This window comes from Xenorhabdus anantnagensis (assembly GCF_028598555.1).
GTDB lineage: Bacteria > Pseudomonadota > Gammaproteobacteria > Enterobacterales > Enterobacteriaceae > Xenorhabdus > Xenorhabdus anantnagensis.
Map to the genome: position 1 here is coordinate 63,933 of NZ_JAQRFN010000018.1, position 23,239 is coordinate 87,171.

23 protein-coding genes and 1 tRNA gene are annotated in these 23,239 nt (G+C 39.1%); 15 read left to right on the forward strand and 9 right to left on the reverse strand.

Translation table 11 applies throughout. The features are described from left to right. Positions 1–148: 148 nt before the first annotated feature. Both PSI14_RS13765 and yieE read right to left on the reverse strand, forming a co-directional pair. Positions 149–1,636 carry an amino acid permease gene (locus PSI14_RS13765; RefSeq protein ID WP_273576424.1) on the reverse strand — a complete coding sequence of 496 codons (1,488 nt, stop codon included), beginning with the start codon at positions 1,634–1,636 and terminating at the stop codon, positions 149–151. 137 nt (positions 1,637–1,773) lie between these two features. Then, positions 1,774–2,637 (reverse strand): DNA-binding transcriptional regulator YeiE, encoded by an 864-nt coding sequence (gene yieE / locus PSI14_RS13770; protein ID WP_273576425.1) that lies wholly within the window; start codon positions 2,635–2,637, stop codon positions 1,774–1,776. Between the two features lie 191 nt (positions 2,638–2,828). Here yieE and PSI14_RS13775 point away from each other — a divergent pair, with 191 nt between their 5' ends. Both PSI14_RS13775 and nfo read left to right on the forward strand, forming a co-directional pair. Continuing rightward, on the forward strand, positions 2,829–3,929 hold the full coding sequence (locus tag PSI14_RS13775) for a YeiH family protein (protein WP_273576426.1): 1,101 nt from the start codon (positions 2,829–2,831) through the stop codon (positions 3,927–3,929). A gap of 107 nt (positions 3,930–4,036) precedes the next feature. Continuing rightward, complete coding sequence (gene nfo, locus PSI14_RS13780; protein WP_273576427.1) at positions 4,037–4,897, forward strand: deoxyribonuclease IV; 861 nt, start codon at positions 4,037–4,039, stop codon at positions 4,895–4,897. Here the strand turns inward: nfo and fruK are convergent. Then, a complete protein-coding gene (gene fruK, locus PSI14_RS13785) occupies positions 4,880–5,818 on the reverse strand; it encodes a 1-phosphofructokinase (RefSeq protein ID WP_273576428.1) in 939 nt (312 codons plus the stop codon). The genes nfo and fruK overlap by 18 nt on opposite strands. 218 nt (positions 5,819–6,036) lie before the next feature. Here fruK and PSI14_RS13790 point away from each other — a divergent pair, with 218 nt between their 5' ends. The 3 genes from PSI14_RS13790 to yeiP all read left to right on the forward strand — a co-directional run bounded on the left by PSI14_RS13790 (position 6,037) and on the right by yeiP (position 8,578). Beyond that, on the forward strand, positions 6,037–6,456 hold the full coding sequence (locus PSI14_RS13790; protein ID WP_273576429.1) for a nucleotide triphosphate diphosphatase NUDT15: 420 nt from the start codon (positions 6,037–6,039) through the stop codon (positions 6,454–6,456). 174 nt (positions 6,457–6,630) lie between these two features. Continuing rightward, positions 6,631–7,875 carry a tryptophan permease gene (mtr, locus tag PSI14_RS13795; RefSeq protein WP_273576430.1) on the forward strand — a complete coding sequence of 415 codons (1,245 nt, stop codon included), beginning with the start codon at positions 6,631–6,633 and terminating at the stop codon, positions 7,873–7,875. 130 nt (positions 7,876–8,005) lie between these two features. Beyond that, positions 8,006–8,578 carry an elongation factor P-like protein YeiP gene (yeiP, locus tag PSI14_RS13800; protein ID WP_273576431.1) on the forward strand — a complete coding sequence of 191 codons (573 nt, stop codon included), beginning with the start codon at positions 8,006–8,008 and terminating at the stop codon, positions 8,576–8,578. 80 nt (positions 8,579–8,658) lie between these two features. Here yeiP and PSI14_RS13805 read toward each other — a convergent pair whose 3' ends face one another. Next, the gene (locus PSI14_RS13805; protein WP_273576432.1) at positions 8,659–8,970 is read right to left on the reverse strand and encodes a YmdA family protein; all 312 of its coding nucleotides are present in this window, start codon (positions 8,968–8,970) and stop codon (positions 8,659–8,661) included. A gap of 285 nt (positions 8,971–9,255) precedes the next feature. After that, positions 9,256–9,573, reverse strand: coding sequence for a YmdA family protein (locus PSI14_RS13810; protein WP_273576433.1), 318 nt, complete (start codon positions 9,571–9,573; stop codon positions 9,256–9,258). 475 nt (positions 9,574–10,048) lie between these two features. Between PSI14_RS13810 and PSI14_RS13815 the strand changes: the two genes are divergently transcribed. Together PSI14_RS13815 and mepS are read left to right on the forward strand one after the other, a co-directional pair. Next, positions 10,049–10,753 (forward strand): phosphatase PAP2 family protein, encoded by a 705-nt coding sequence (locus tag PSI14_RS13815; RefSeq protein ID WP_273576434.1) that lies wholly within the window; start codon positions 10,049–10,051, stop codon positions 10,751–10,753. A gap of 345 nt (positions 10,754–11,098) precedes the next feature. Further along, positions 11,099–11,686: a bifunctional murein DD-endopeptidase/murein LD-carboxypeptidase gene (gene mepS / locus PSI14_RS13820; RefSeq protein ID WP_273576435.1), complete on the forward strand. Its 588-nt coding sequence runs from the start codon at positions 11,099–11,101 to the stop codon at positions 11,684–11,686. Positions 11,687–11,782: 96 nt separating this feature from the next. Here mepS and PSI14_RS13825 read toward each other — a convergent pair whose 3' ends face one another. From PSI14_RS13825 to rsuA, 3 genes are all read right to left on the reverse strand, one after another. Next, positions 11,783–12,127, reverse strand: coding sequence for a YejG family protein (locus PSI14_RS13825; RefSeq protein WP_273576436.1), 345 nt, complete (start codon positions 12,125–12,127; stop codon positions 11,783–11,785). A gap of 703 nt (positions 12,128–12,830) precedes the next feature. Beyond that, the gene (locus PSI14_RS13830; protein WP_273576437.1) at positions 12,831–14,021 is read right to left on the reverse strand and encodes a Bcr/CflA family multidrug efflux MFS transporter; all 1,191 of its coding nucleotides are present in this window, start codon (positions 14,019–14,021) and stop codon (positions 12,831–12,833) included. 32 nt (positions 14,022–14,053) lie between these two features. Beyond that, entirely contained in the window at positions 14,054–14,761 is a 708-nt protein-coding gene (gene rsuA / locus PSI14_RS13835; RefSeq protein WP_273576438.1) for a 16S rRNA pseudouridine(516) synthase RsuA, read from the reverse strand. Positions 14,762–15,031: 270 nt separating this feature from the next. Here rsuA and radD point away from each other — a divergent pair, with 270 nt between their 5' ends. Beyond that, positions 15,032–16,789, forward strand: a complete 1,758-nt coding sequence (gene radD / locus PSI14_RS13840; protein ID WP_273576445.1) for a DNA repair helicase RadD — start codon at positions 15,032–15,034, stop codon at positions 16,787–16,789. Positions 16,790–16,991: 202 nt separating this feature from the next. Further along, complete coding sequence (gene rplY / locus PSI14_RS13845) at positions 16,992–17,273, forward strand: 50S ribosomal protein L25 (protein ID WP_038235979.1); 282 nt, start codon at positions 16,992–16,994, stop codon at positions 17,271–17,273. A gap of 96 nt (positions 17,274–17,369) precedes the next feature. Here the strand turns inward: rplY and yejK are convergent, their stop codons facing one another. Next, positions 17,370–18,374, reverse strand: a complete 1,005-nt coding sequence (gene yejK / locus PSI14_RS13850; protein WP_273576439.1) for a nucleoid-associated protein YejK — start codon at positions 18,372–18,374, stop codon at positions 17,370–17,372. 116 nt (positions 18,375–18,490) lie between these two features. Between yejK and PSI14_RS13855 the strand changes: the two genes are divergently transcribed. The 6 genes from PSI14_RS13855 to PSI14_RS13880 form a co-directional block, all read left to right on the forward strand. After that, the gene (locus PSI14_RS13855) at positions 18,491–18,718 is read left to right on the forward strand and encodes a YejL family protein (protein ID WP_273576440.1); all 228 of its coding nucleotides are present in this window, start codon (positions 18,491–18,493) and stop codon (positions 18,716–18,718) included. Between the two features lie 31 nt (positions 18,719–18,749). After that, positions 18,750–20,489, forward strand: a complete 1,740-nt coding sequence (gene yejM / locus PSI14_RS13860; RefSeq protein WP_273576441.1) for an LPS biosynthesis-modulating metalloenzyme YejM — start codon at positions 18,750–18,752, stop codon at positions 20,487–20,489. Positions 20,490–20,564: 75 nt separating this feature from the next. Continuing rightward, positions 20,565–20,641: transfer RNA gene (locus PSI14_RS13865), tRNA-Pro, on the forward strand. 467 nt (positions 20,642–21,108) lie between these two features. Beyond that, the gene (locus tag PSI14_RS13870) at positions 21,109–22,254 is read left to right on the forward strand and encodes a sulfatase-like hydrolase/transferase (RefSeq protein WP_273576442.1); all 1,146 of its coding nucleotides are present in this window, start codon (positions 21,109–21,111) and stop codon (positions 22,252–22,254) included. 62 nt (positions 22,255–22,316) lie between these two features. Next, positions 22,317–22,649, forward strand: a complete 333-nt coding sequence (locus PSI14_RS13875; RefSeq protein ID WP_273576446.1) for a sulfatase-like hydrolase/transferase — start codon at positions 22,317–22,319, stop codon at positions 22,647–22,649. Positions 22,650–23,149: 500 nt separating this feature from the next. Next, the coding region (locus PSI14_RS13880; RefSeq protein WP_273576447.1) for a helix-turn-helix domain-containing protein at positions 23,150–23,239 on the forward strand (90 nt) is incomplete at its 3' end.

Consider the following 23,239-nt stretch of genomic DNA (forward strand, 5'->3'; position numbering starts at 1 on the left):
ATATCCGAAATTTACCATCCATACTCTTTCTCTAATTCCATGAAAAATAAAAACTGCCAATTCCATCACAGAATAGGCAGCTTTTTGTAAAAAAAAATCAATAATACTTTAATCAAAAAGCATCAGTTTTTTGATATTTTTTAACAAATCATTCCTTATCAGTATATTTGAATACCGGAAATTCCATCTCATTGTACTTAACAAAGCGAGTTTTCTTTTTCAACTTGAAGCTAAACCAAATGAGCAAGAATAACGGGAGGCCAATGTAAGTCGCCGTCACCCCGTACCAATCGATCTTATCTTGCAAAAACGCCTGATAATTTTGGCCCAAAGTAATAACCAAACATAAAATAAAGGCAAAAATCGGCCCGATAGGGAAGAAACCTGAGCGATATGGCAACGCATTCACATCAAGACCTTGGGCAACATAGCCTTTGCGAAAGCGATAATGACTGATTGCAATTCCGAGCCACGCAATAAATCCAGTCATGCCAGAGGTATTCAATAACCATAAATAAACTGTTTGATTACCAAACATGGAGCTAAGAAAACATAATCCTGCCACCACTGTTGTGGCATAAAGTGCATTACGTGGAACACCACCTTTAGACAGATGACTAAAAATTCTCGGCGCCTTACCTTCTTTTGCCAACGTGAATAGCATACGGGTAGAAGCATACATTCCCGAATTTCCCGCAGATAATACAGCGGTCAATATCACTGCATTCATTATCGCAGCTGCTGACAATAAGCCAGCATTTTCAAATACCAGAGTGAATGGGCTAACACTGATATCTTTCACGCCATTGCGCAATAAACTAGGATCAGTATAAGGAATAATCAGGCTGATGATTAAAATAGCAAGCACATAAAACAATAAGATACGCCAGAATACCTTACGTACAGCACGAGGGATATTTTTCGCTGGATCTTTCGATTCTCCCGCAGTAATGCCTATTAGTTCTGTCCCTTGAAAGGAGAAGCCGACAATCATCGCCACCCCGATCATAGCTGAAAAACCACCCGCAAAAGGTGCGTCAGCAATGACCCAATTATGCCAACCTGCACCTTCGGCACCTTTCATGATGCCAACGATCATTAAAATACCAACAACAATAAACACAACAATCGTGGAGACTTTAATCAAGGAGAACCAATATTCAGCTTCACCAAATCCTTTGACGGAAATGAAATTCAACAGGAAAACCAGGCCAAGGAACAATGCACTCCATACCCAGCCAGGAACATCATTAAACCAATATCCCATAACCAATTGTGCAGCTACAAGGTCAACCGCAATTGTCACCGCCCAGTTATACCAGTAGTTCCATCCCAATGCGAAGCCAAAACCTTCATCAACATATTTGGAGCCATAAGTTGAAAATGATCCCGAAACTGGCATGTATGCTGCTAATTCGCCCAAGCTGGTCATCAAAAAGTAGACCATTAAACCAATTAATGCATAGGAAAGTAAGGCACCCGCAGGACCAGCCTGAGAAATTGTTGCGCCAGAAGCAACGAATAATCCCGTACCAATTGATCCACCGATGGCAATCATTGCCATATGCCGTGCTTTTAATTCACGGCGCAGGTTTTTTGGGGCCTGATCCGGAGGCATACATTCTTCTCGAGACATTCTATTCCTATATTATTTTAAAAAATTTAATGCGGGATTGTAACAAATCCTCGTCTCCAGAATAGCGTCGATTCGTGGTTATAAGATACCTTCATAATCCATAGCCAATTATTAGCTATACGATTATGCCCTCAATATTAGTTACAGTAACTCAGTAACTTCTGTAATGCATTGGACATATGTTTCTGACGATGGTAAATCAGGTATAAGGTACGATTAAGACTAAGCTCAGGGATGACAAGTTCAGATAATGTTCCATTTTTCAGTTGTTCTTGAACGACCCGCCGTGAAAGGCAACTAATCCCCATCCCATACTGCACGGCATGTTTGATAGCCTCTGAATTACCCAATTCCATCGCGATATTAAATCTGGGCATTTGTGAGAATAAGAGATGATCCAAAACCTCCCTTGTTCCTGAGCCTTTTTCTCTCAATATCCAAGGTGCCTTAATCAAGTCTTCCACACTCAGCTCACGTTGCAGCAACGGGCTTTCTGGCGAGGAAAAAATAAGCAATTCATCTTCCATCCATGGTTGTGTGATCAATTCAGGATCATGACACAATCCCTCAATCAATCCCAAATCAACACGAAATTCAACAACCGCCTTTATCACATCTTTAGTATTACTGATATTCAGTTCCAAGGGTGTCTCAGGGTAATCCTGACGATATCTCGCCAGCATTTCAGGCAGCATATAATTGCCAATCGTGCTGCTGGCCGCTAATCGCAATGCTCCCAATTCAAGTTTGAAAAGCTGTTCCACTTCTCCAGCCTGTTCAAGCAACGCCAATGCCTTAGGATAGAGCAAACGCCCATGTTCATTGGTAACCAGACGTTTCCCGACCCTATCAAACAGTTGTACTCCCAGCTGTCCTTCAAGATCTGTAAGTGAAGCACTGACCGCAGATTGTGATAACGCCAACTGCTGAGAAGCCTGTGTCGTTGAACCACTTTTCAGAACTTCTGCAAAAATCTCCAGTTGTCTCAGAGTGATACGCATATGGCCTCACGGGACGCAAAATAAAAAATAGAAAGGTAGTCTTGATTTTAGACAGTATTATGCAACTTAACAAAAGTCGCCCTTAATTAACCTGTTTTTATGGTCATATATATATAAATTATCAATTTTATTGATTTAAAAATCTTCTATATGCTTATTCCCAAAATGAATAAGTTAATAGAGCCGTCGCTATGCCTGAAAATCAAACTAGGTCTAAAAATCAAGTTGAGGAATTTATCAAAACCCACCAACATACTGCATTAAAATTAATTCCCGGTGTCATATTGGCTACAGTCCTGACGGCATTCGCTATCTATATCGGTACTATCCCTTGGTTTATAAATATGGGATTGGGTGTTCTGACACTTGCCATTCTGTTGGGGATCATTATCGGCAATACAGTGTATCCTTTCTTAAAACCCACCTGTGATAGAGGCATCCATTTTTCCAAACACTACCTATTGCGAGCAGGTATCATTCTTTATGGATTTCGCCTGACTTTCCAACAAATCACAGATGTTGGTGCAACTGGGATATTAATTGATGTCATTATGCTTTCTTCAACATTTTTTATGGCATTGTGGATTGGACGTACTTTTTTGCGACTGGATAGCCAAACTGTGATCCTAATTGGTGCAGGAAGCAGTATTTGTGGAGCCGCTGCGGTTATGGCAACAGAACCTGTTGTTAAAGCTCCGGCCAGCAAAGTTGCCGTAGCTGTCTCTACAGTCGTCATTTTTGGCACACTCGCAATCTTTATTTATCCGTGGTTCTATCAACTCAATACCCATTACCAATGGTTTAATTTCTCTCAAGAAACATTTGGTATCTTTTCTGGCTCAACTGTGCATGAAGTCGCTCAAGTCGTTGCCATTGGACATACAATAGGAAGCGATGCAGAAAATGCAGCCGTTATCAGTAAGATGATCCGTGTTATGCTATTGGCACCTTTTCTATTGCTGCTTTCCGGCTATCTCAGCCGCATGGAAGCTAAAAGTTGCAATAGCCACCAAGAAAAATCGCCGATCACTATTCCATGGTTTGCTGTGTTTTTTATTGCCACAGCGGGTTTTAATTCTTTTCATTTATTACCTGAATCCCTTGTTAACCATATCATTACCGCTGATACCATCATGCTGGCAATGGCAATGGTTGCTTTAGGACTAACCACCCATATCAGTGCTATTCGTCAAGCTGGAGTTAAACCTATTTTATTGGCATTCATCTTATTTGTCTGGTTAGTAGCCGGAGGATTAGTTGTCAATCAAGGCTTGCAACATTTATTGCACTAATTCAGAACGAAGTTATATCTGATACCAAATTAAATTGACTTTTTCTGCCAAAATTTTATCAACAGGGCGAACAATGCCATAATGACGAAAACACAGGAGAAAATGATATGAAATTTGTTGGAGCCCATGTTAGCGCCTCTGGCGGTGTTGATCAGGCGGTGATCCGTGCCCATGAATTAAATGCAACAGCATTTGCCCTATTCACGAAAAACCAGCGCCAGTGGCATGCACCGCCGTTATCAACAGATGTCATTGATAAATTCAAAGCAAACTGTGAACGTTATGACTATAGCAGCCGACAAATTCTTCCTCATGACAGTTATCTAATCAATCTTGGTCATCCTGAAACGGACAATCTGGAAAAATCCCGCGCTGCGTTCCTTGATGAAATGCAACGCTGTGAACAGTTAGGCATCGACTTGCTGAATTTCCATCCAGGCAGCCATCTCAACAAAATTGACATTGATAAATGCCTCGCTCGTATTGCGGAATCCATTAATATTACTTTGGACAAAACCCAAGGTGTCACTGCTGTCATCGAAAACACTGCCGGGCAAGGCACCAATCTCGGTTTTAAATTCGAACAACTGGCGGCAATTATTGATGGCGTCGAAGACAAATCTCGTGTTGGAGTTTGTATTGATACCTGCCACGCTTTCGCTGCTGGTTATGATTTACGTACTGAAAAAGATTGCGATGAAACTTTCAAGGCATTCGATGAAATCGTTGGGTTCAGATATCTTAAAGCCATGCATCTGAATGATGCTAAGAGCGAATTTTCCAGCCGTGTTGACCGGCATCACAGCCTTGGTGAAGGCAATATCGGTAAAACGCCTTTCAGCTATATTATGAAAGATGACCGTTTCAATGGCATTCCCTTAATTCTTGAAACGATCAATCCAGATATCTGGGAACAAGAAATTTCCTGGCTAAAATCCCAGCAAAAATCATTACCTGACCGATACTAACTCAATCTTCGACATCATTGATGCAAGTTCCGTGCGGCTTTTAATCCCAACATTCGGCTGGCTAACCGTGAGTGCAGAAACTGCGGTTGCCAGACGCAATGTATGTTCACTGGATTCTCTCATCAGCAAACCATAGACCAATCCACCGACCATAGAGTCTCCTGCCCCAACCGTACTGACTACCTCACAATGTGGCGGTTTTGCCAACCATGCGCCAGAAGCATTCACCCATAATGCCCCCTGTTCCCCCAGAGAAATGACAACATGGGCGATCCCTTTATTACGCAATTCATGGGCTGCATCAATAACACTGTTCAAATCCGGCAATGGCTTACCCACCCAAATTTCCAACTCATGTCGATTGGGTTTTACCAGCCAAGGTGATGCCTTAAGTCCCGCTACAAGAGCTTCACGACTACTGTCGAAAATAACGCAGGGACAAAACTGCCGTAATTGCATCATCCAATCCGCAAATGATTCCGCTGTAATCCCTTCGGGTAAACTACCGCTGATTACAACCATATCGAACTGCCCCAGCCATGTGAGAGAATCATTAACAAATCGATTCCATTCTTCTTCCGTCACATGAAAACCCGAAAAATTAAAATCCGTTACTTCACCTTGTTTTTCGGTCAATTTGACATTAATGCGCGTTCGCCCTGAGACCAAATGGAAACGATTTACCATTCTGTTTTCGCTAAAAAACTGCTGAAATCCTTCTTGATTCTCTCGCCCCAGAAAACCACTGACAGTAACATCAATACCTAAATCACGCAGTACCTTCGCAACATTGTTCCCTTTACCAGCAGCATGAAACCCTGCCGTCTGTACACGGTTAACATTTCCCTTAACAATATCTGGGCATAAACCAACTAAATCATAAGCTGGATTTAAGGTAATTGTGGCAACTCGACGGCTCATCTTGCCCGGTGTCTCCTGAATAAACAGTCATAAGTAACATTAAAATTTATCTTTTATTTATAACATCAAAATTGAATCGTTTCAGTTAAAATTACACCGGATTGATCATTGTGTTACTGGGATCTAAAAGTAAAAATATGCAACAGAATTATTTCTTATCAGATGACTAGAATCTATCTGAAGCAGCATAAATAAATACTATCCGGAGGAGTATATCAGTGTCAGTTATTGTCGGAGTTGGTGTCATCATCGTTAACGATAAGGGTGAAATTCTACTGGGAAAACGTACCAGCCAGCATGCACCATACTGGTCAATTTTTGGTGGTCATGTCGATCCCGGTGAAACCTTTGAAGAATGCGCCATGCGAGAAATTCAAGAAGAGATTGGCCTAACAATCCAAGACCCCAGAGTTTATGGTATTTGCAATAATCTCGAAACGTATCGAGAAGAAGGAAAGCACACAGTTTCAGTCTGTCTACTGGCACAGTATACCGGAGGTGAACCCAAATTAATGGAACCAGAGAAATGCGAACAATTAATTTGGTGTAATCCTGATAACCTACCCGAACCTCATTTTGAAGCCAGTCGTAATGCCATCAAGCTGTGGCAAAAAGCGCAATTCTATTTTACAACTTAATATCAATCTCTTCAGGCAGACTATCTCAGATCACCTGCCTCATCTTTGTATGCAAAATGCAACAAATGTAACAAATGCAATTTAGTTATTTCCTATAATTATTTGTTTACACATATGATTCATTAATATATCGTCGCGCTAGTACAAAGTAACACCATTCATAAGGAAATCTATATGACCATTGAGGTAACGCAAAATTTGAAACGCCCCTCCATATTTGGTGGAGCTATGATCATTGCCGGTACTGCTGTCGGTGCAGGTATGTTTTCCATTCCGATTGTCAGTTCAGGTGTCTGGTTTACAGGATCAATCATTTTGCTGGTGTATACCTGCGCATGTATGTATTTCTCAGGTCTGATGATTCTGGAAGCCAATATGAATTACCCTGCTGGTTCCAGCTTCCATACCGTCACTAAAGACTTGCTGGGCAAAGGCTGGAGCACTCTTAACGGTTTATCCATCACCTTCGTTCTGTATATACTGACCTATGCTTATATTTCAGCAGGCAGCTCAATTATTTCTCAAAATATCAATAATATTATTCCATTACCTCAATCAATATCCGGCCTGTATTTCGCCTTTATCGTTGCCTTTATTGTCTGGTTATCCACTAAAGCAGTAGATCGCTTAAGTACTATCTTGATAGGCGGAATGGTAATTACCTTTATCATGTCCGTCAGTGGTATGTTTATCGAAGTGAAGCCTGCTATCTTATTTGATCAGATTAATACCAATTCAAGCTATTTACCCTATGCTTTAATCGCTTTGCCTTATTTACTGGCCTCATTTGGCTATCACGGTAATGTTCCGGGGCTGGTCAAGTATTACCATAAAGACAGCAAAGCTGTCGTACATAGCTTGCTATACGGAACCTTGATAACATTAGCGATTTACATTTTATGGCAGTACGTCATTCAGGGAAATATTCCTCGTGAAGCCTTCAAGCAGATTATTGCTGATGGTGGTAATATTGGTAACTTGCTGCAACAAATGGATAAGACTTCCGATAATACGACAATAACTAAATTCTTGAATGCCTTCTCATATATGGCCTTGGCGAGTTCATTCTTAGGTGTATCATTAGGACTATTTGACTATTTGGCAGACTTCTTTAAATTCGACGATTCACGAAAAGGACGTTTTAAGACAGCACTGATTACTTTTATTCCTCCCACTGTATTAGCTCTGGTCTTTCCAAACGGTTTCTTATATGCAATCGGCTTTGCTGGTTTGGCAGCAACCATTTGGGCAGTTATTGTTCCTGCTTTAATGGCCCGAGCCAGTCGTAAACGCTATCCAACATCTAGCTATCAAGCTCCGGGCGGTAATTTTTTGATTATCTTCGTTATCCTGTTCGGTTTGATAAATGCGCTAGCACACATTCTATCTTTGTTTGATGTATTGCCTGTTTATCGGTAATGTTTTTTACTCGCTCCAGTATTTTTACTGGGGCATTCATTCATCTCTTGCCTAACAGGTTAACTACGAGTAATTTTGTCGCCACCTAAATATTCATTCCACTATTTCCTTGTTTTTATAGAAGGTATCTATGGCTAAAGCCAATGAAATTAAGCGTGGCGCTGCAATCAGCTACAACGGAAAACTATTATTAGTTAAAGACATTGATATTCAGTCACCCAGCGCACGCGGTGCCAGCACTCTGTATAAGATGCGTTTTACTGATATTCGTACTGGTCAGAAAGTGGAAGAACGTTTCAAAGGCGATGACATTCTTGAAACCATCACATTAACACGCCGTGGTGTGAGTTTTTCCTATATTGACGGTGATGAATATATTTTTATGGATGACGAAGACTTCACTCCTTATCACTTCAAAAAAGATCAAATAGAAGAGGAATTATTCTTTATTCCTGAAGACGGTCTACCAGGAATGCAAGTCCTAACAATGGATGGGCAATTGTTATCTCTTGAATTACCTCAAACTGTTGATATGGTCATTGAAGAAACATCACCGGGTATCAAGGGTGCATCAGCAAGCGCCCGCACTAAGCCGGCTAAGATGAGTACAGGATTGACTATTCAGGTTCCGGAGTACCTGAGTTCAGGTGAAAAAATCCGTATTCATATTGCAGAACGTCGCTATATGGGACGTTGTGACTAATTCTTTATCTTTAAATATGAGTTGCTCTTTTGACAAGATAATACTTAATGCAAAGAGCAACTCATCGTCTGTCTATTAAGTTAGAAATAATCCACATTAACAATTGCCACACGTTTCTGATTGTCAGTCCACTTCACGCTGGAAACACCTATGTTACCAGGAAGCACGACATTACCTTTCGTTTTGTGAGTTGAAATGATTTGTTTAACAGTGAGATTTTTCCCTAATCGATAGCAAGAGATATTGGCTTGAGTATTTGATACAACGACTTGACATCCGGGGTCAACAATTGCACCAGAAAACCGAATTACTCCTCCTTTAGATTCGGCATATCCATAAGAAAGCCATGAAACCAACAAACAACTAATTAACAATTTAAGATAATTTTGCATGGTCACCTCACTTTCGTTTTTCCATTAACTAAAACTCAGCTACCTTTTATTCCTTCATCTCCATAATAACTACTTCATGTGAAAAAAATACGACATTGGAATCTTTTATTGATAAATATCAAAAGAGATTTCTTTAAACTAAAAAAACATTAATTTTATTGACCAATTAACAAGCATGTTATTAGTAATCATTGTCTTGAGCTAAATCACAGATAAGTTTATTAATTTTCTTTTATATTATTTAGATAAAATAAATGAGATAATTATTATACTTCCATATAACATTTAGTGATAAGTTATAGTAATAATACCTAATTCTTTATTTTCTCCCACCCATTTTATTTCTTCTTTTCCGATGTGCTTTGGGATAGATAATGGAGAATTATCATCTTTTTGATATTCTATAATTTTTTCCTGATTTAACTGTTCACCATTATACCAGCAGTGCATTTTAGTATGATTTTCATCCCAATTGACTTGGCATGGCGGTTCAACAATAGCACCATAGAAATAAATCGTTCCAGAATTTGAGGTTGACGGAGAATTCGCCATTACAGGATAAGATAAAGACATAAACAAAAAAGTTGTCATTTTTCGTAACATAAGCATTCAACCTCCATTGCAGGTATTATTATCTTTTTTCAATTTCAGCCCCGCGCTAATTTTAAAACCAGATAATGGTGTAACGCTCTGCTATCTATATAACAACTTAACGGCAAATGAAACACTTTCTTTAATACTTTTTACTAACCTAAGCTACATTTCAACATAATATCCTAATAAGTTAAGATATGAGAAAACCAATTTGTGATTATTTAATAATAGTCAGATACCAACATTACACCAAATATATATTATCGGTACTGCCGTAGGGATTTAGCTATTTTTCCGATATCATTAGGTTATTTGCATATTTAACAACAAAAAGATTCACTGATGAACTATACAAATATACTGATATAACTACACGTTACTCACTTCATTCGATGATGATTACGCTTTCCTATAAATTTTGTTATAGTCCCCTCCCAGTTTATTTGTCTACCAAAGTCCACTTTATGTGTTAAATAGGTATCCCATGACTCGTAGTCACCCACTCGCTATACTTCTTCTCAATATCCTTGGTATCGCCCTGTTTCTCTCATGGTACTTGCCTGAGAACCACGGCTTTTGGTTCCACATTGATTCCTCTATTTTTTATTTTTTTAATGAAAAATTATTGCCAGATTCAAAATTTGCTCTATTTGTAGCCATCGCGAACGTCAGGGCATTTGATGTTATATCGCTTCTATGCATGGGCCTATTGTACTACAGCGCGTTTCGGAAACAGGATTATGCAGGCAAACGCCGACTTTTCATGATTGGTCTAGTGATGATCATCTCGGCCGTTATCATTAATCAAATAGGACATCGGATCCCCGTCAGTCGCCCAAGCCCGACGCTGACATTTGAAAATGTGAATCGCATAAACGAAATGACAAGCTGGCATACAAAAGATGCATCCAAAGACAGCTTTCCTGGTGATCATGGGTTGATGCTCTTAATTTTCAGCAGCTTTATTTTGCGTTATATCTCCCGTGGTGCATTCTTCATTGCTTTACTGATTATGGTCACTTTTGCTCTTCCACGTATTATGGCTGGTGCTCACTGGTTTACAGACATTGCTGTAGGCTCTTTGTCCCTGACACTGATTGGCATGAGCTGGGTATTGCTGACCCCATTAAGTGACATTATGGCAACATGGCTAGACAAGAAATTACCGCATATTAGACGCAGTAATTAAGATAATAATATTGAGGAGATACCTATTATCTCCTCAATATCACACTATATTTATCAAAGAAGTATAAAATAACAACAAATCATTCTAACCCCTTACTTATTAATCTAATTTTTTGTAAATAATTCTTTTTGTCTCTCGCTTTTTACTAATGATTTCAGTAATCTTCCATGCGTCCTGTTTATTAAAATAACACTCTTTGTAAAGATACTAATAAAATGTGTTGCTTAGCACACTTTATGGACAGAAAATTTGTTAATTCACCATCTTCTGACTAAGCTTTAAAACGTTTAGTGTTTTCATGATGTCGATAAGCCACATTAAGGACTGCAAGGGAAAATCAATATAATGGTCAAATCTCAATCAATACTGAGATATATCATGCGGCTGATACCCGCAATTTTGACGGCAGTGGTACTGACCGCATGTAGTTCACCAGATTCCAAGCTACGCAATAAACAAACTGAGATGCATGCAGTAAACTCTCAAAAGCATTATTTACTGCAAACATCTCAGGATGAATTTGAAACGCTGGTTAACAGCTTAGATATTAAGTCTAAGATACTTAATCAATACGCAGACTGGAAAGGTGTCGCCTATCGATTTGGCGGGAACACCAAACGCGGTATTGATTGTTCTGCTTTTGTACAACGTACTTTTCATGACCAATTTGGGATAGAGTTACCACGTTCCACATTGGAACAGCAGAATATAGGACAAACCGTTAATCGCTCTAAATTGCAGGCGGGCGATTTGGTACTGTTTAAGACGGGGATTCGTATGCGTCATATCGGTATCTATATCGGCAATCATCAATTTGTCCACGCTTCAACCAGCAACGGGGTTATTGTTTCCAAACTGACCGATACTTACTGGAATAAACGTTACTACGGTGCAAGACGAGTATTATCAGATGATATAAAAGCCTCGATATAACTGAATCACCTGTGTTACTAAGATTTTCCCTTGCAAACTTTAAAAAACGCTTCTATCTAAGAAGCGTTTTTTATCATTTTTGATCAATAGGTAGAATTATAATGGATACAGCGCAGTTATATTTTCTGCAATTGCAGCGCCTAACGTCTTTAAACGACATATCACAGCACTCTCATCTTCCTTAGCAAAAAACAAACATGGCTCCCCTTCCCATTCAATCACAGCACTTAGTATCTGCATATCAGCAATAGACTGATTTATAGCTTGCAAAATCTCCCGCGCTTTTTCGCCTTCATGGCTTAATAATTTCAGCCCCATCAGGCTATTTCTTAAATCTGTTTCTTCTGCTGGTAAAATCTCAACTTTTGTACCAACAAAACCAGATGACCACCGATAACTTTGCGGCAGCCTATGTACTACCGAAAGTTGAATATTATTCACGTATCATTCCTATCAGAAACAACATTAATACATCTAACCACCAGCTGTAGGTTATCGATTCGTTAAAACCGAATAACCACCAACAAAAAAGTAAACAAAAAGTTAAAATAAAAATCGCGTTATCTCACCTACTTCGTCTTCTATCTAAAAAAAGTGAGATCGAACTCGCATTTTGTATATATTTATACTGTTTAAGTAAATAATTCAACTTATTTTTATGCAAAACAGCAACCTTTCATTCAAGATTTATTTACATATTTATTTTTTCAAACATCACTGAGTACCAATAAAAGCATAATCTTTTTATTTACAATAGGTTAAATAATGACAACCTTATGACCTTCCAGAATCATGAAGCCATTATAACAAGTTAACAAAAAAGTAACATTTCAATATTGATCAGATATGATAAAATTAACAAATAATTAAACTTGTTTGATGATTGTTCGATATTTCCTGTTTATCGGATTAATGAATCGTACCTTTAAAATCTAAAGTACTTTAGGAGAACGGAGTTAATTTCAATCTCTACATCGGCTCAAGAAGAAACCTGAACAAATGTCTTTTTATTAGATACGAGAAGAATAACATCTGATAATAAACAAAAGACCACCCCATACTGACAGATGGCCTTTAAAAACATTTGATGCACGATCCTAATTACTTTCTGATCGTTACTATTTTAAACTATTTATAATACTGATTATTTATGCAACTTATCACGTGCATATATAATCAACAACATTGCCAATATTACGCATAACGCCATTGAACCAACCATTGGCCATGCACTTTCCTCTGGCAATAAAGACAAAATAGTGCCTACTAATGCTGCAATACTAAAACGGATGGTTCCTGCCAATGAAGCAACCGTTCCAGCCATATGAGGATAATCGTCCAATACAACAGCCATAGTGTTAGACGTAATCATGGAAATTCCGCTGATATAAATAGCAACCCCCATAACCAGAGAAATAAATCCCAGATCAAACATGGTGCTAAACAGTAACCATAATCCCATGACAAATTGAACGTACAATCCAATATGCAACATTTTCAATGGGCCATATTTGCGAACACACTGGCTATTAATGGTTGCCATAATGAACAGAAAAATAATATTCAGCCCAAAATAGTAACCAAAATGCTGTTCAGACACACCGTTTAACTTAATGTAAACAAATGCACCAACACTAAGAAAAGAGAACATTCCTGCAAAGGAAAAACCGCTGGCTAAGATATAACATAGCACTTGGCGTTGCCGAAACAGCATAACAAACTGCTTCAAAGTCGTTTTTAAGTGAAATCGCTGCCTTTTTTCTTTAGGCAACGTCTCTTTGATGAAGAAAGCAACCAGAGCTGTAGCAATTACCGCCACAACAGCAATCGACCAGAAAATAGCATGCCAATTGAACCATACCATCAACAGCCCACCTAACATGGGAGCTAATAAAGGTGCAATGATCATCACCAATGTCACAAAAGACATGCTGCGGGAAAATTCCTCTTTTGTGAATTTATCACGCATAAGAGCATTGATTACAACACTGGCAGCCGCAGCAGAAAATCCATGCAAGAAACGCATAGCGATGAAAGTATCAATATCTTGTGCTAAAGCACATGCAACAGAAGAGATGACAAAAACAATAATACCGCCCAGAATGACGGGTTTTCGCCCCAAACTATCCGACATTGGCCCATAAACCATTTGGCCAATGGCAAAGCCCAAAATATAGCTACTCAGTGTCATCTGTACCAAGCCATCATTGACACCAAAATCTTTAGCGATCGTTGGCATACTCGGCAAATACATATCAATTGCCAATGGCATTAACATAGAAAGCAAACCAAGGATCAATACTAATCCCAAATAGGACGAACGCTGTTGTTGCACGCAGTAACTCCTGAATCAGTTAAAGGATAAAATTAAGGTGTTGGCGTTTGTATGCTGTTGATTTCACTATCAGTCAGCGCTCGATATTCTCCTTGCTCCAATTCAGGATCGAGATAAATTTCGCCAATTCGCTCCCGATGAAGCGCTACAACATGATTCTCTACTGCGGCAAACATTCGTTTTACTTGATGATAACGCCCTTCACTAATGGTCAAACGAACAAGTTGAGGCTCAATAATTTCCAGTTGTGCGGGTTTTGTCAGGGTTTTTTCCCCATTTAGCTGCACTCCTGTCAGGAATTTTTGCTCGATATCCTCAGCAATGGGGTGTTCCAATGTAACAAGATAGGTTTTTTCACAATGATGTTTGGGAGATGTAATACGGTGTGACCATTGTCCGTCATCAGTCAGCAGCACCAGCCCTGTAGTATCGATATCCAAACGCCCTGCTGAATGTAATTTATGGGCAACCGGCTCATCAATAAAATACAAAATTGTTGGGTTTGACGGATCATCTGTCGAACACACATATCCCTGAGGTTTATTCAACATGAAATAACGCGGACCATTTAATTGTTGCAATATCGAACCATCATAGGCAACTTGTTGATCGGACTTCAACTTATAGGCGCCTGTTTTGATGATTTCGTCATCGACAGTAACTCGCCCTGCCCGCAACTCTCGCCCCACATAGTTGCGGCTAATACCTAATTGTTGTGATAAAAATTTATCCAATCGCATGAATAGAAATACCTGACAAAAATAAATACATATGAACACGTCCTTGATATCGCGAACAACTTCAAGGCCATGACTAGGATACAAAGTTAAACAGATAATTTATAGGAAAATCATCACGACAGTAACTATATCAATAATAAGCTACACGTTATAGCCCACTTCTTCTCTGAAAAATAATAACAAGTTATTTCTCGGCAGCAGGGCTAAATGAAAAATGTTATTCTCTACATCAATTATCTTTTACCTGATGTTTGTGACAGTAACATAAAAATGGCTTTTACTTTACGTCCTTATCAACAAGAAGCGGTAGACGCAACCATTCGCTATTTTCGCCAACACAAAGATCCTGCCGTTATTGTTTTGCCGACAGGCGCAGGTAAAAGCCTTGTTATTGCTGAACTGGCAAAATTGGCTCATGGCCGCGTTTTAGTACTGGCACATGTCAAAGAACTCGTTGCGCAAAACCACAGCAAATATTGTGCTTATGGATTAAATGCCGACATTTTTTCTGCCGGATTGAACCAAAAACAAAGCGAAGGAAAAGTAGTTTTTGGTAGCATCCAATCCATTGCCCGCAACCTGGATTGTTTTGATCACCATTTTTCACTGCTAATTATCGATGAATGCCATCGCATCAGCGATGACGAAAACAGTCAATATCAACAAATCATCCAGCAGCTCCGGAAAAACAATTCCCAAATCCGCATATTAGGTTTAACTGCAACGCCTTATCGCCTCGGCTCTGGCTGGATATATCAATATCATTATCATGGCATGATCCGCGGTGATGAGCGCAGTTTTTTTCGCGATTGTATTTATGAACTTCCATTACGTTATATGATTAAGCACCATTTTCTGGTTTCTCCAGAAAGGCTGGATATGCCCGTAATACAATATGATTTCAGCCAGGTACGTACCAGCCAACAAGGGATATTTAACGAAACGGAATTAAACCGAGAGCTCAAACGTCAAAAGCGCATCACGCCTCATATCATTAAACAAGTCATTGAATATGCACAAGATCGAAAAGGTGTGATGATTTTCGCAGCTACGATAGAGCATGCCAAAGAAATTTTCCAATTGCTGCCTACAGACCAAGCCGCGCTAGTCAGCGCAAATACGCCCGCATCTGAACGAGATTTCTTAATTACGGCATTCAAAGAACAGCAACTTCGCTATATGGTCAATGTTGCGGTACTCACAACAGGATTTGATGCTCCTCATGTTGATTTAATCGCTATATTGCGTCCAACAGAATCCGTCAGCCTCTATCAGCAAATCGTCGGGCGCGGTTTACGTTTATTTCCTGACAAAAAAGATTGCCTGATTCTGGACTATGCTGGTAATCCTCACGATCTTTACACCCCAGAAGTAGGTAGCAACAAACCCAATTCGCAAAACCAGCCTGTACAGGTATTCTGCCCCATCTGCCAATTTGCCAATACTTTTTGGGGTACATGCACAGCAGATGGAGAAATCATTGAACATTTTGGACGGCGCTGCCAAGGCTGGGAAGAAGACGAAAATGGGAGACGCCAACAATGTGATTTCCGTTTTCGTTTCAAATCATGCCCCCATTGTGGCGCAGAAAATGATATTGCAGCCCGACGTTGTCACCGTTGTGACGAAATACTCGTCGATCCCGATGATATGCTGAAAGCAGCGCTGAAACTTAAAGATGCGCTGGTGTTGCGTTGTGGCGGAATGCAGCTAACGCCGGGTCACGACAACAAAGGGGAATGGCTGAAAATCACCTATTACGATGAAGATGGTGCCGATGTATCAGAACTATTCCGTTTATCCACCCCGGCCCAAAAGAAAGTATTTGAACTACAATTTCTTCGCCAACACCAGCGTGCACCAGAAACCATTTTTCGTTGGAAAACAGCGGCAGATATTGCTAATCAGCTTCCTTCCTTGCGCCACCCTGATTTTGTTGTCGCACGTAAAAAAGGGCAATTTTGGCAAATTCGAGATAAGGTTTTTGATTATCAAGGACGATTTAGGCGGGCTGATGATTTGTACTAAAGATGATTTGCATTAAATATGTCAAACAACCTGCCCACTAATCCATTAACCGACCGGAAAGCATATTTATATTTGCCGTTATATCGGTTTTTCGTTAGAATGCCGCCCGCTTAGCGTAATACATAATGTTAAGCCAAGTATCGAACCTGCTGCTGGGTCGCCTGTAGCAGGATTTATTTTCTTCTTTTACAGAGAAAAAATAATGTTAACTATTAATGCAGAAGTACGTAAAGAGCAGGGCAAAGGTGCGAGCCGCCGCCTGCGTAGAGCTAACAAGTTTCCAGCAATCATCTACGGTGGTAACCAAGAGCCAGTTTCTATCGAACTGGATCACGATGCAGTTATCAACCACGAAAGCAAACCAGAATTCTACGAAGTTATGACTCTGGTTGTTGATGGTAAAGAAACTAAAGTTAAAGTGCAGGCAGTACAGCGTCATCCGTTTAAACCTAAACTGACGCACATCGATTTCCTGCGTGCTTAATTAGCCACAGTCGAGCTTTTATCGGGACGCCGAGTAAATAACGCCGCATTTGCGGCGTTATTTATTTCTACAGATTAATTTTTCACTGTTACCAGTTTAGCGATTGCCACCATGACGTTGCAATTGATCACGTAGGTTTGGCGGTGTGCCTTTAATCGTCAACGTATCCGTTACTGGATCCCAAAAAATTCTCTCTCCCATCAACATGGCATCAAAGTTGATAGTTAATCCTCCCCCACTGCCCGCGAATTTTGTCAATTGGCGCAACGTTCCGCGATCGGCCGGAAAACTCTCTTCCAATTCATAGCCCTGTCCTTGCGAAAATTGCTGAAAATTTTGCTCTCCCAATGAGGGTAACTCTTGAGATAGTTCTTGCAGCTTAATTTCCTCGCCAGCTTGTAACTGCTCATTACAGTAACCATAAACTTGCTGACGATAAGCCTGACGTTCATTTTTATCCAACTGTGCCGACTCACAATAATCGTCCACAGCCTGCAATAAACCTTTATTTTGAACTTTGGCATTCATGCCTTCGCTGGCAGCAAGGAAATCCATAAAAAAGTCAGAAACCTTACGCCCCACCCGTCCTTTTAGGAATGTCAGGTAACGACTGGATTCAGGATTTGTTTCCCATTCAGTCAAATCGATTCTGGCAACAATATCAGCATGGGGAATATCAATATATTGCGTTGTATTTACATCAAGTTCATCATTGACGGACATGCTGTTGCAACTATTAAGAACGGCAATCAGTAAATATTCCACAGCAAGATATCGATATTGACAAAACAACACCGTTCCCCCTTCTGCGAACGGATATTTCGCCAACTCATCTTTCAAGCGAACAGTTGCAGCCCGACTAAAGCCGAGAAAATCCTCATCTCCTTTACGCAGATGACGAAGAGATTCTGCCAGTTCACTTTCCTCATTAAATAAACCGTAAGCTTTACTTTTCGCACTATATACACGATGTAACTCTGCCATCATCTCTTCAACCACTTGATTAGTGTCCAGCAAAGAATCACGCAGAATCACTTCCAACGTTTGCTCATCACGTTTAATCAACCGGTGTAACGCGATCTGGGTAATTTCCAGACTCATTATTTATACTCCTTTTGCAACTTTGGTAACAAAAAATTAATTTGTCATAAAAAAGCGGAAAATCGCCCCTCTATACGGTAAGATATAGGGCTTTGTACATTCAGGATATTTGATTTATGCCACAGTCATCCCGCTATAGCGATGAAAAATTTGAACATTTATTAACTGAATTAGTAAATGTTTTCGAGAAAAACCATACTCCAACTGACCTGACCTTGATGGTTTTGGGCAATATGGTAACGAATTTGATCAATACAAGCATTGCTCCTGAACAGCGCAAACATATTGCAGACTCGTTTGTACACGCGTTACAGTCTTCAATCAACGAAGACAAAGCGCATTAATCTTAATTAACCACCTTGACGTAAAGAAAATATGGTGACTAGCTGTCAGCATTACCGCGAAAAAGTTTCTCAGATGATCAGTTGGGGACACTGGTTCGCACTGTTCAACATTATGTTCAGTCTGGTGCTGGGCAGTCGCTATCTATTTGCGTCTGACTGGCCGGGTTCACTGTTTGGTCGCATTTACGCGCTGGTCAGTTGGCTCGGTCATTTCAGTTTCATTGTTTTTGCCATTTACTTACTTGTTTTATTCCCGCTGACATTTATCGTCATGTCACAGCGATTAATGAGGTTTCTTTCAGCCATATTGGCAACGGCAGGTTTAACATTACTGATATTAGATTCCTCCGTCTATGTCCACTTTCACCTGCATTTAACCTCATTAGTCTGGAATCTAGTTACTAACCCAGAACAAGGCGAGTTAACAAGGGAATGGCAACTCATGTTCATCTGTATTCCATTGATTTTTCTGATACAGATGCTTTTTGGCACATGGAGCTGGCAAAAATTACGTAGCCTAAATCGTCAACGATTTGGTAAGCCACTGGCAGCAGTATTTATTACTGCTTTTATCGCTTCACACCTTATGTACATCTGGGCGGATGCCAATTTCTACCGTCCGATTACTATGCAACGTTCAAACTTGCCAATTTCTTATCCAATGACCGCCCGCAAGTTCCTTGAAAAACATGGTTTACTGGATCACCAAGAGTTTCAGCGCCGCATTAGCCAGCAAGGTAATCCCGCAGCTTTGAGTGTCAATTACCCGCTGAATGACTTATCTTATCAGGATACCGGACGCGGCTATAACTTACTTCTACTTGTCGTGGATGGGTTGGATAATCAAGACATCGCCCATGATATGCCAACTCTGGGGCACTTCGCGAAGAACAATATCCAGTTCACGCAACATTTCAGCACAGGCATTCAGAATGACACTGCATTGTTTGGTTTATTTTATGGCATATCATCAGGTTATCTAGACGGCATCCTTAACGCCAGAAAATCATCAGTACTTGTTGATGCCCTAACACATCAAGGTTATCAATTTGGCCTCTTCTCTTCAGATGGATTCCAAGCGCCACTTTATCGCCAGGCTATATTGACCGACTATTCATTGCCAGAAGCTAAAAGACAAAACGATAACTTAACTGTGGCACAATGGAATCAATGGCTGGATCTGCGCAATACTTCTACACCATGGTTCTCATTTCTGGATATTAACGGTTTTAAGCCTTCATCCGGCAAATTTGATAAGAAAGCGTTGGATACTGAAATCAGCCATGTTTTAGAAGCTTTGGAAAATAAAGGCATCCTGAATAAAACGATCATTGTGATTACAGCCAAGACGAGCAAAAAAACCTCAGTGAACAGCTCAAAATGGCTTACTGGTGACAAATTCAACCGTAAACAAATCCATGTTCCCCTGATAATTCAGTGGCCGGGCACCCCTGCACAAACTATTGATAAATTGACTAGCCATCAAGATATCATGACAACCTTAATGCTTCGTTTATTACACGCCACTAATCCTCCTGCAGATTACTCACAGGGCGAAGATCTCTTTAATGCTCAAAGGGAAAATCCATGGCTTATTACTGGTGATGACGGTTCATTAATTGTCACGACGGCTAAAAATAATGTCTGCCTTTTCAAGGATGGGAAATATCATCTGTATGATTTAGATGGCAATGAAATTCAGGAAACTAAACCAAATTTAGCTCAATTATTACAAATATTAGCTGAGGTGAAACGATTTTTAGCAAACTAATCGTTTAAAAATCAAGCACTCACTAAACTAAGGGCTTGCTTTGAAAATAAAAAACGGTAGTATAAGAGAAGTCATCGGCATGTAGCGCAGCTTGGTAGCGCACCGTCATGGGGTGTCGGGGGTCGTAGGTTCAAATCCTATCATGCCGACCAAATTTCCCTAGAAAAACCAACCTGTTACGGTTGGTTTTTTTATGGGTGGAATTTGCTCTTGGTAAAATGATGGTAATATTCTGGTAAAATGGCCGACAAAAAATGACAACAGCGGGCTTGATTGTGGATGGGTTTTGCTGCTGTTCAACAATGTTTGAAACTTCTTTTTTCTTTCTATTTTTTTCGATAATTTTTGGTTGATATTCATTAGAAAAAATATTTATTGATATCTTCCCTATTCACCTTGATTAAGAATAAAGTCGGAAAAATACAGTGACAACAACACATACATGCTTATACCTGTTGACATAAGCAAAATTTCGGAAGACTAACTTTTATTCCAAAGTTGTTAAGTGTGATAAAAATAAGAACTTTTACTCTAAAAAAGAGCTTATGTTTGTGGAGATATAGTGCAAAGAAATCTATAATTATGATATCAAACTTTATCTTTCATCAAAAAACGTAACATGAAACTGATTAATCATAGATACAATAAATATATTACAACTATCGTTATTGGATTCGGCTTAACCTACTTATTGAACCCATTTATCTTTCAAAAGGATTCGAGCATACCCAACTTATCAACTTTTGCAATGCTATTATCTATTTTCCTATTAATTAAGGGAAAAAATAAAATTCTGCGTAGTTTTGGATGTATATTTCTTTTATTACTTTCCATTCAAATAAATTACACTCTTGTTTTTGGTGAAAGAATATCCGTATCTATTCTCGATTCATTTATTGAGACGAATAAAAAAGAATCATTAAATATGATTAGTCACTTATTCTTCATAATGTTATTGCCGTCAATAATGGTCACAATAGCTTTATCTTATTTAATAATTAAGAAAACAAGAGACATTCATTACTCTGTAGCATTTAAAATAGTGCCTGTGTTTGTTTTTTTCGTTACATTCTATCTTAGCGCCGCTTCCATAGATAAGAAATTATTAGCAGATATACGAGAGGATGATAAACTAGTAGGTAGATTCATAAGGGACAGGTATCCTTCTGTCATTGGTGATCTTGCTTATTTGTATATTTCCAGAAATTCAAGCGACAAGTATGCAAATACAAATGAAATAGATAAATTTAACGATTCAATAATAGGAAAGAAAAATAATAATCTTAATACTATTATATTAGTGATGGGTGAATCATCATTACCAACTCACTATAGTGCATATGGGTATAAATTAAACACAACTCCCAATATGTATCGTATATTTTCTTCTAATGGAGGCTGTATAATTAAAGATGCGCATTCTAGCGCACCACTAACAAGAAACTCTCTCTCTATGTCTCTTGCATTTCATACACCAGAAAGTGAAGAAAACTTATTTAAAAATAAATCGATAATAGAAATGGCCAAGTCAAATGGTTACAGAACCTACTGGCTAGGTTCGCAAGAACTAGATGGGCTTCATTCATCTAAATACGGTTTTATCGCAAAAAAATCCGATATAATAAAACTCACAAACTTTAAAGATAATAACTTAAGTACTCTATTATATAAAGTTCTTTCAGATAACGAAGAAAAAAAATTTATCGTAATTCACTTAAATGGGAGTCATATACCTTATAATAATTACGACAATGATGATAGTTAGCACTACCAAATGGTGACAACTATGACTTAACTATCCATCATACAGATAGAGTTGTAGAAAGCATATATGACACTCTTAATAAAGAAAATATCAACTACGCATTGATATACACCTCTGACCATGGAGAAATTGTTAATAAAGGTCATGGTTATCAAAAAGGTAGAGATCAATATCTCGTTCCTTTTATGTACAAATCAAATGATGACAAATATAATTGCCAATTTATAGAATCATTCCGAAATAAAGATGGTTACTTAAGTGGACTAATGAATAAATACATATTATCAGAACTTATAGGATACGATATTGAACCATCAATTCTTAATAGAGAAAGAAATAATGATAGAGTGTTAACAGCAGATGAATCTGTTTTGCCATTTTCACAAATAGAGTAAACTAACATATTATTACGACCACTTGGACTGTGTGGTCGTAAGTTATTTCTATTTTGACAATACTACTTCGACCATTATTTGTGCCCCATCTTGCCATCTCAATGTTGACGGTGGTATAAATTCAATTCTCCCCACCATCCAGCAGGCCATTGTGTAATAAATACTCTCCGATTAACAGGTACTTCTAAAGGCATCCATTAACCATTATCAAGTTTAATATAAACTAAACAACCAGCTATGTTTTCAGTACATACCATATTTCCGCTATCTTGTACCCAACCATACCAAACAGTTTTTTCTTGAGCAGAACATGATTATTGATAAGTTAATCAGATAAATTATCTGCATTACTGTTATAATCGATAACCCGATAATCCGACTTTCTGCTTGTTCTTATGAAATCGAAGATAACACTTTCTGAGCCTGAACGAATGACATTGCAACAACTTGCTTTGAATCACCCACACCGGGACATCCGTACGCGAGGAACGGGTTTGCTCATGCTTGCCAGGGGAGTCAAGCCGTCCCAGATCACCGCTGAGATAGGCTGCAGTCTCCGGGTTATCTACAACTGGGTTCACACATGGCAC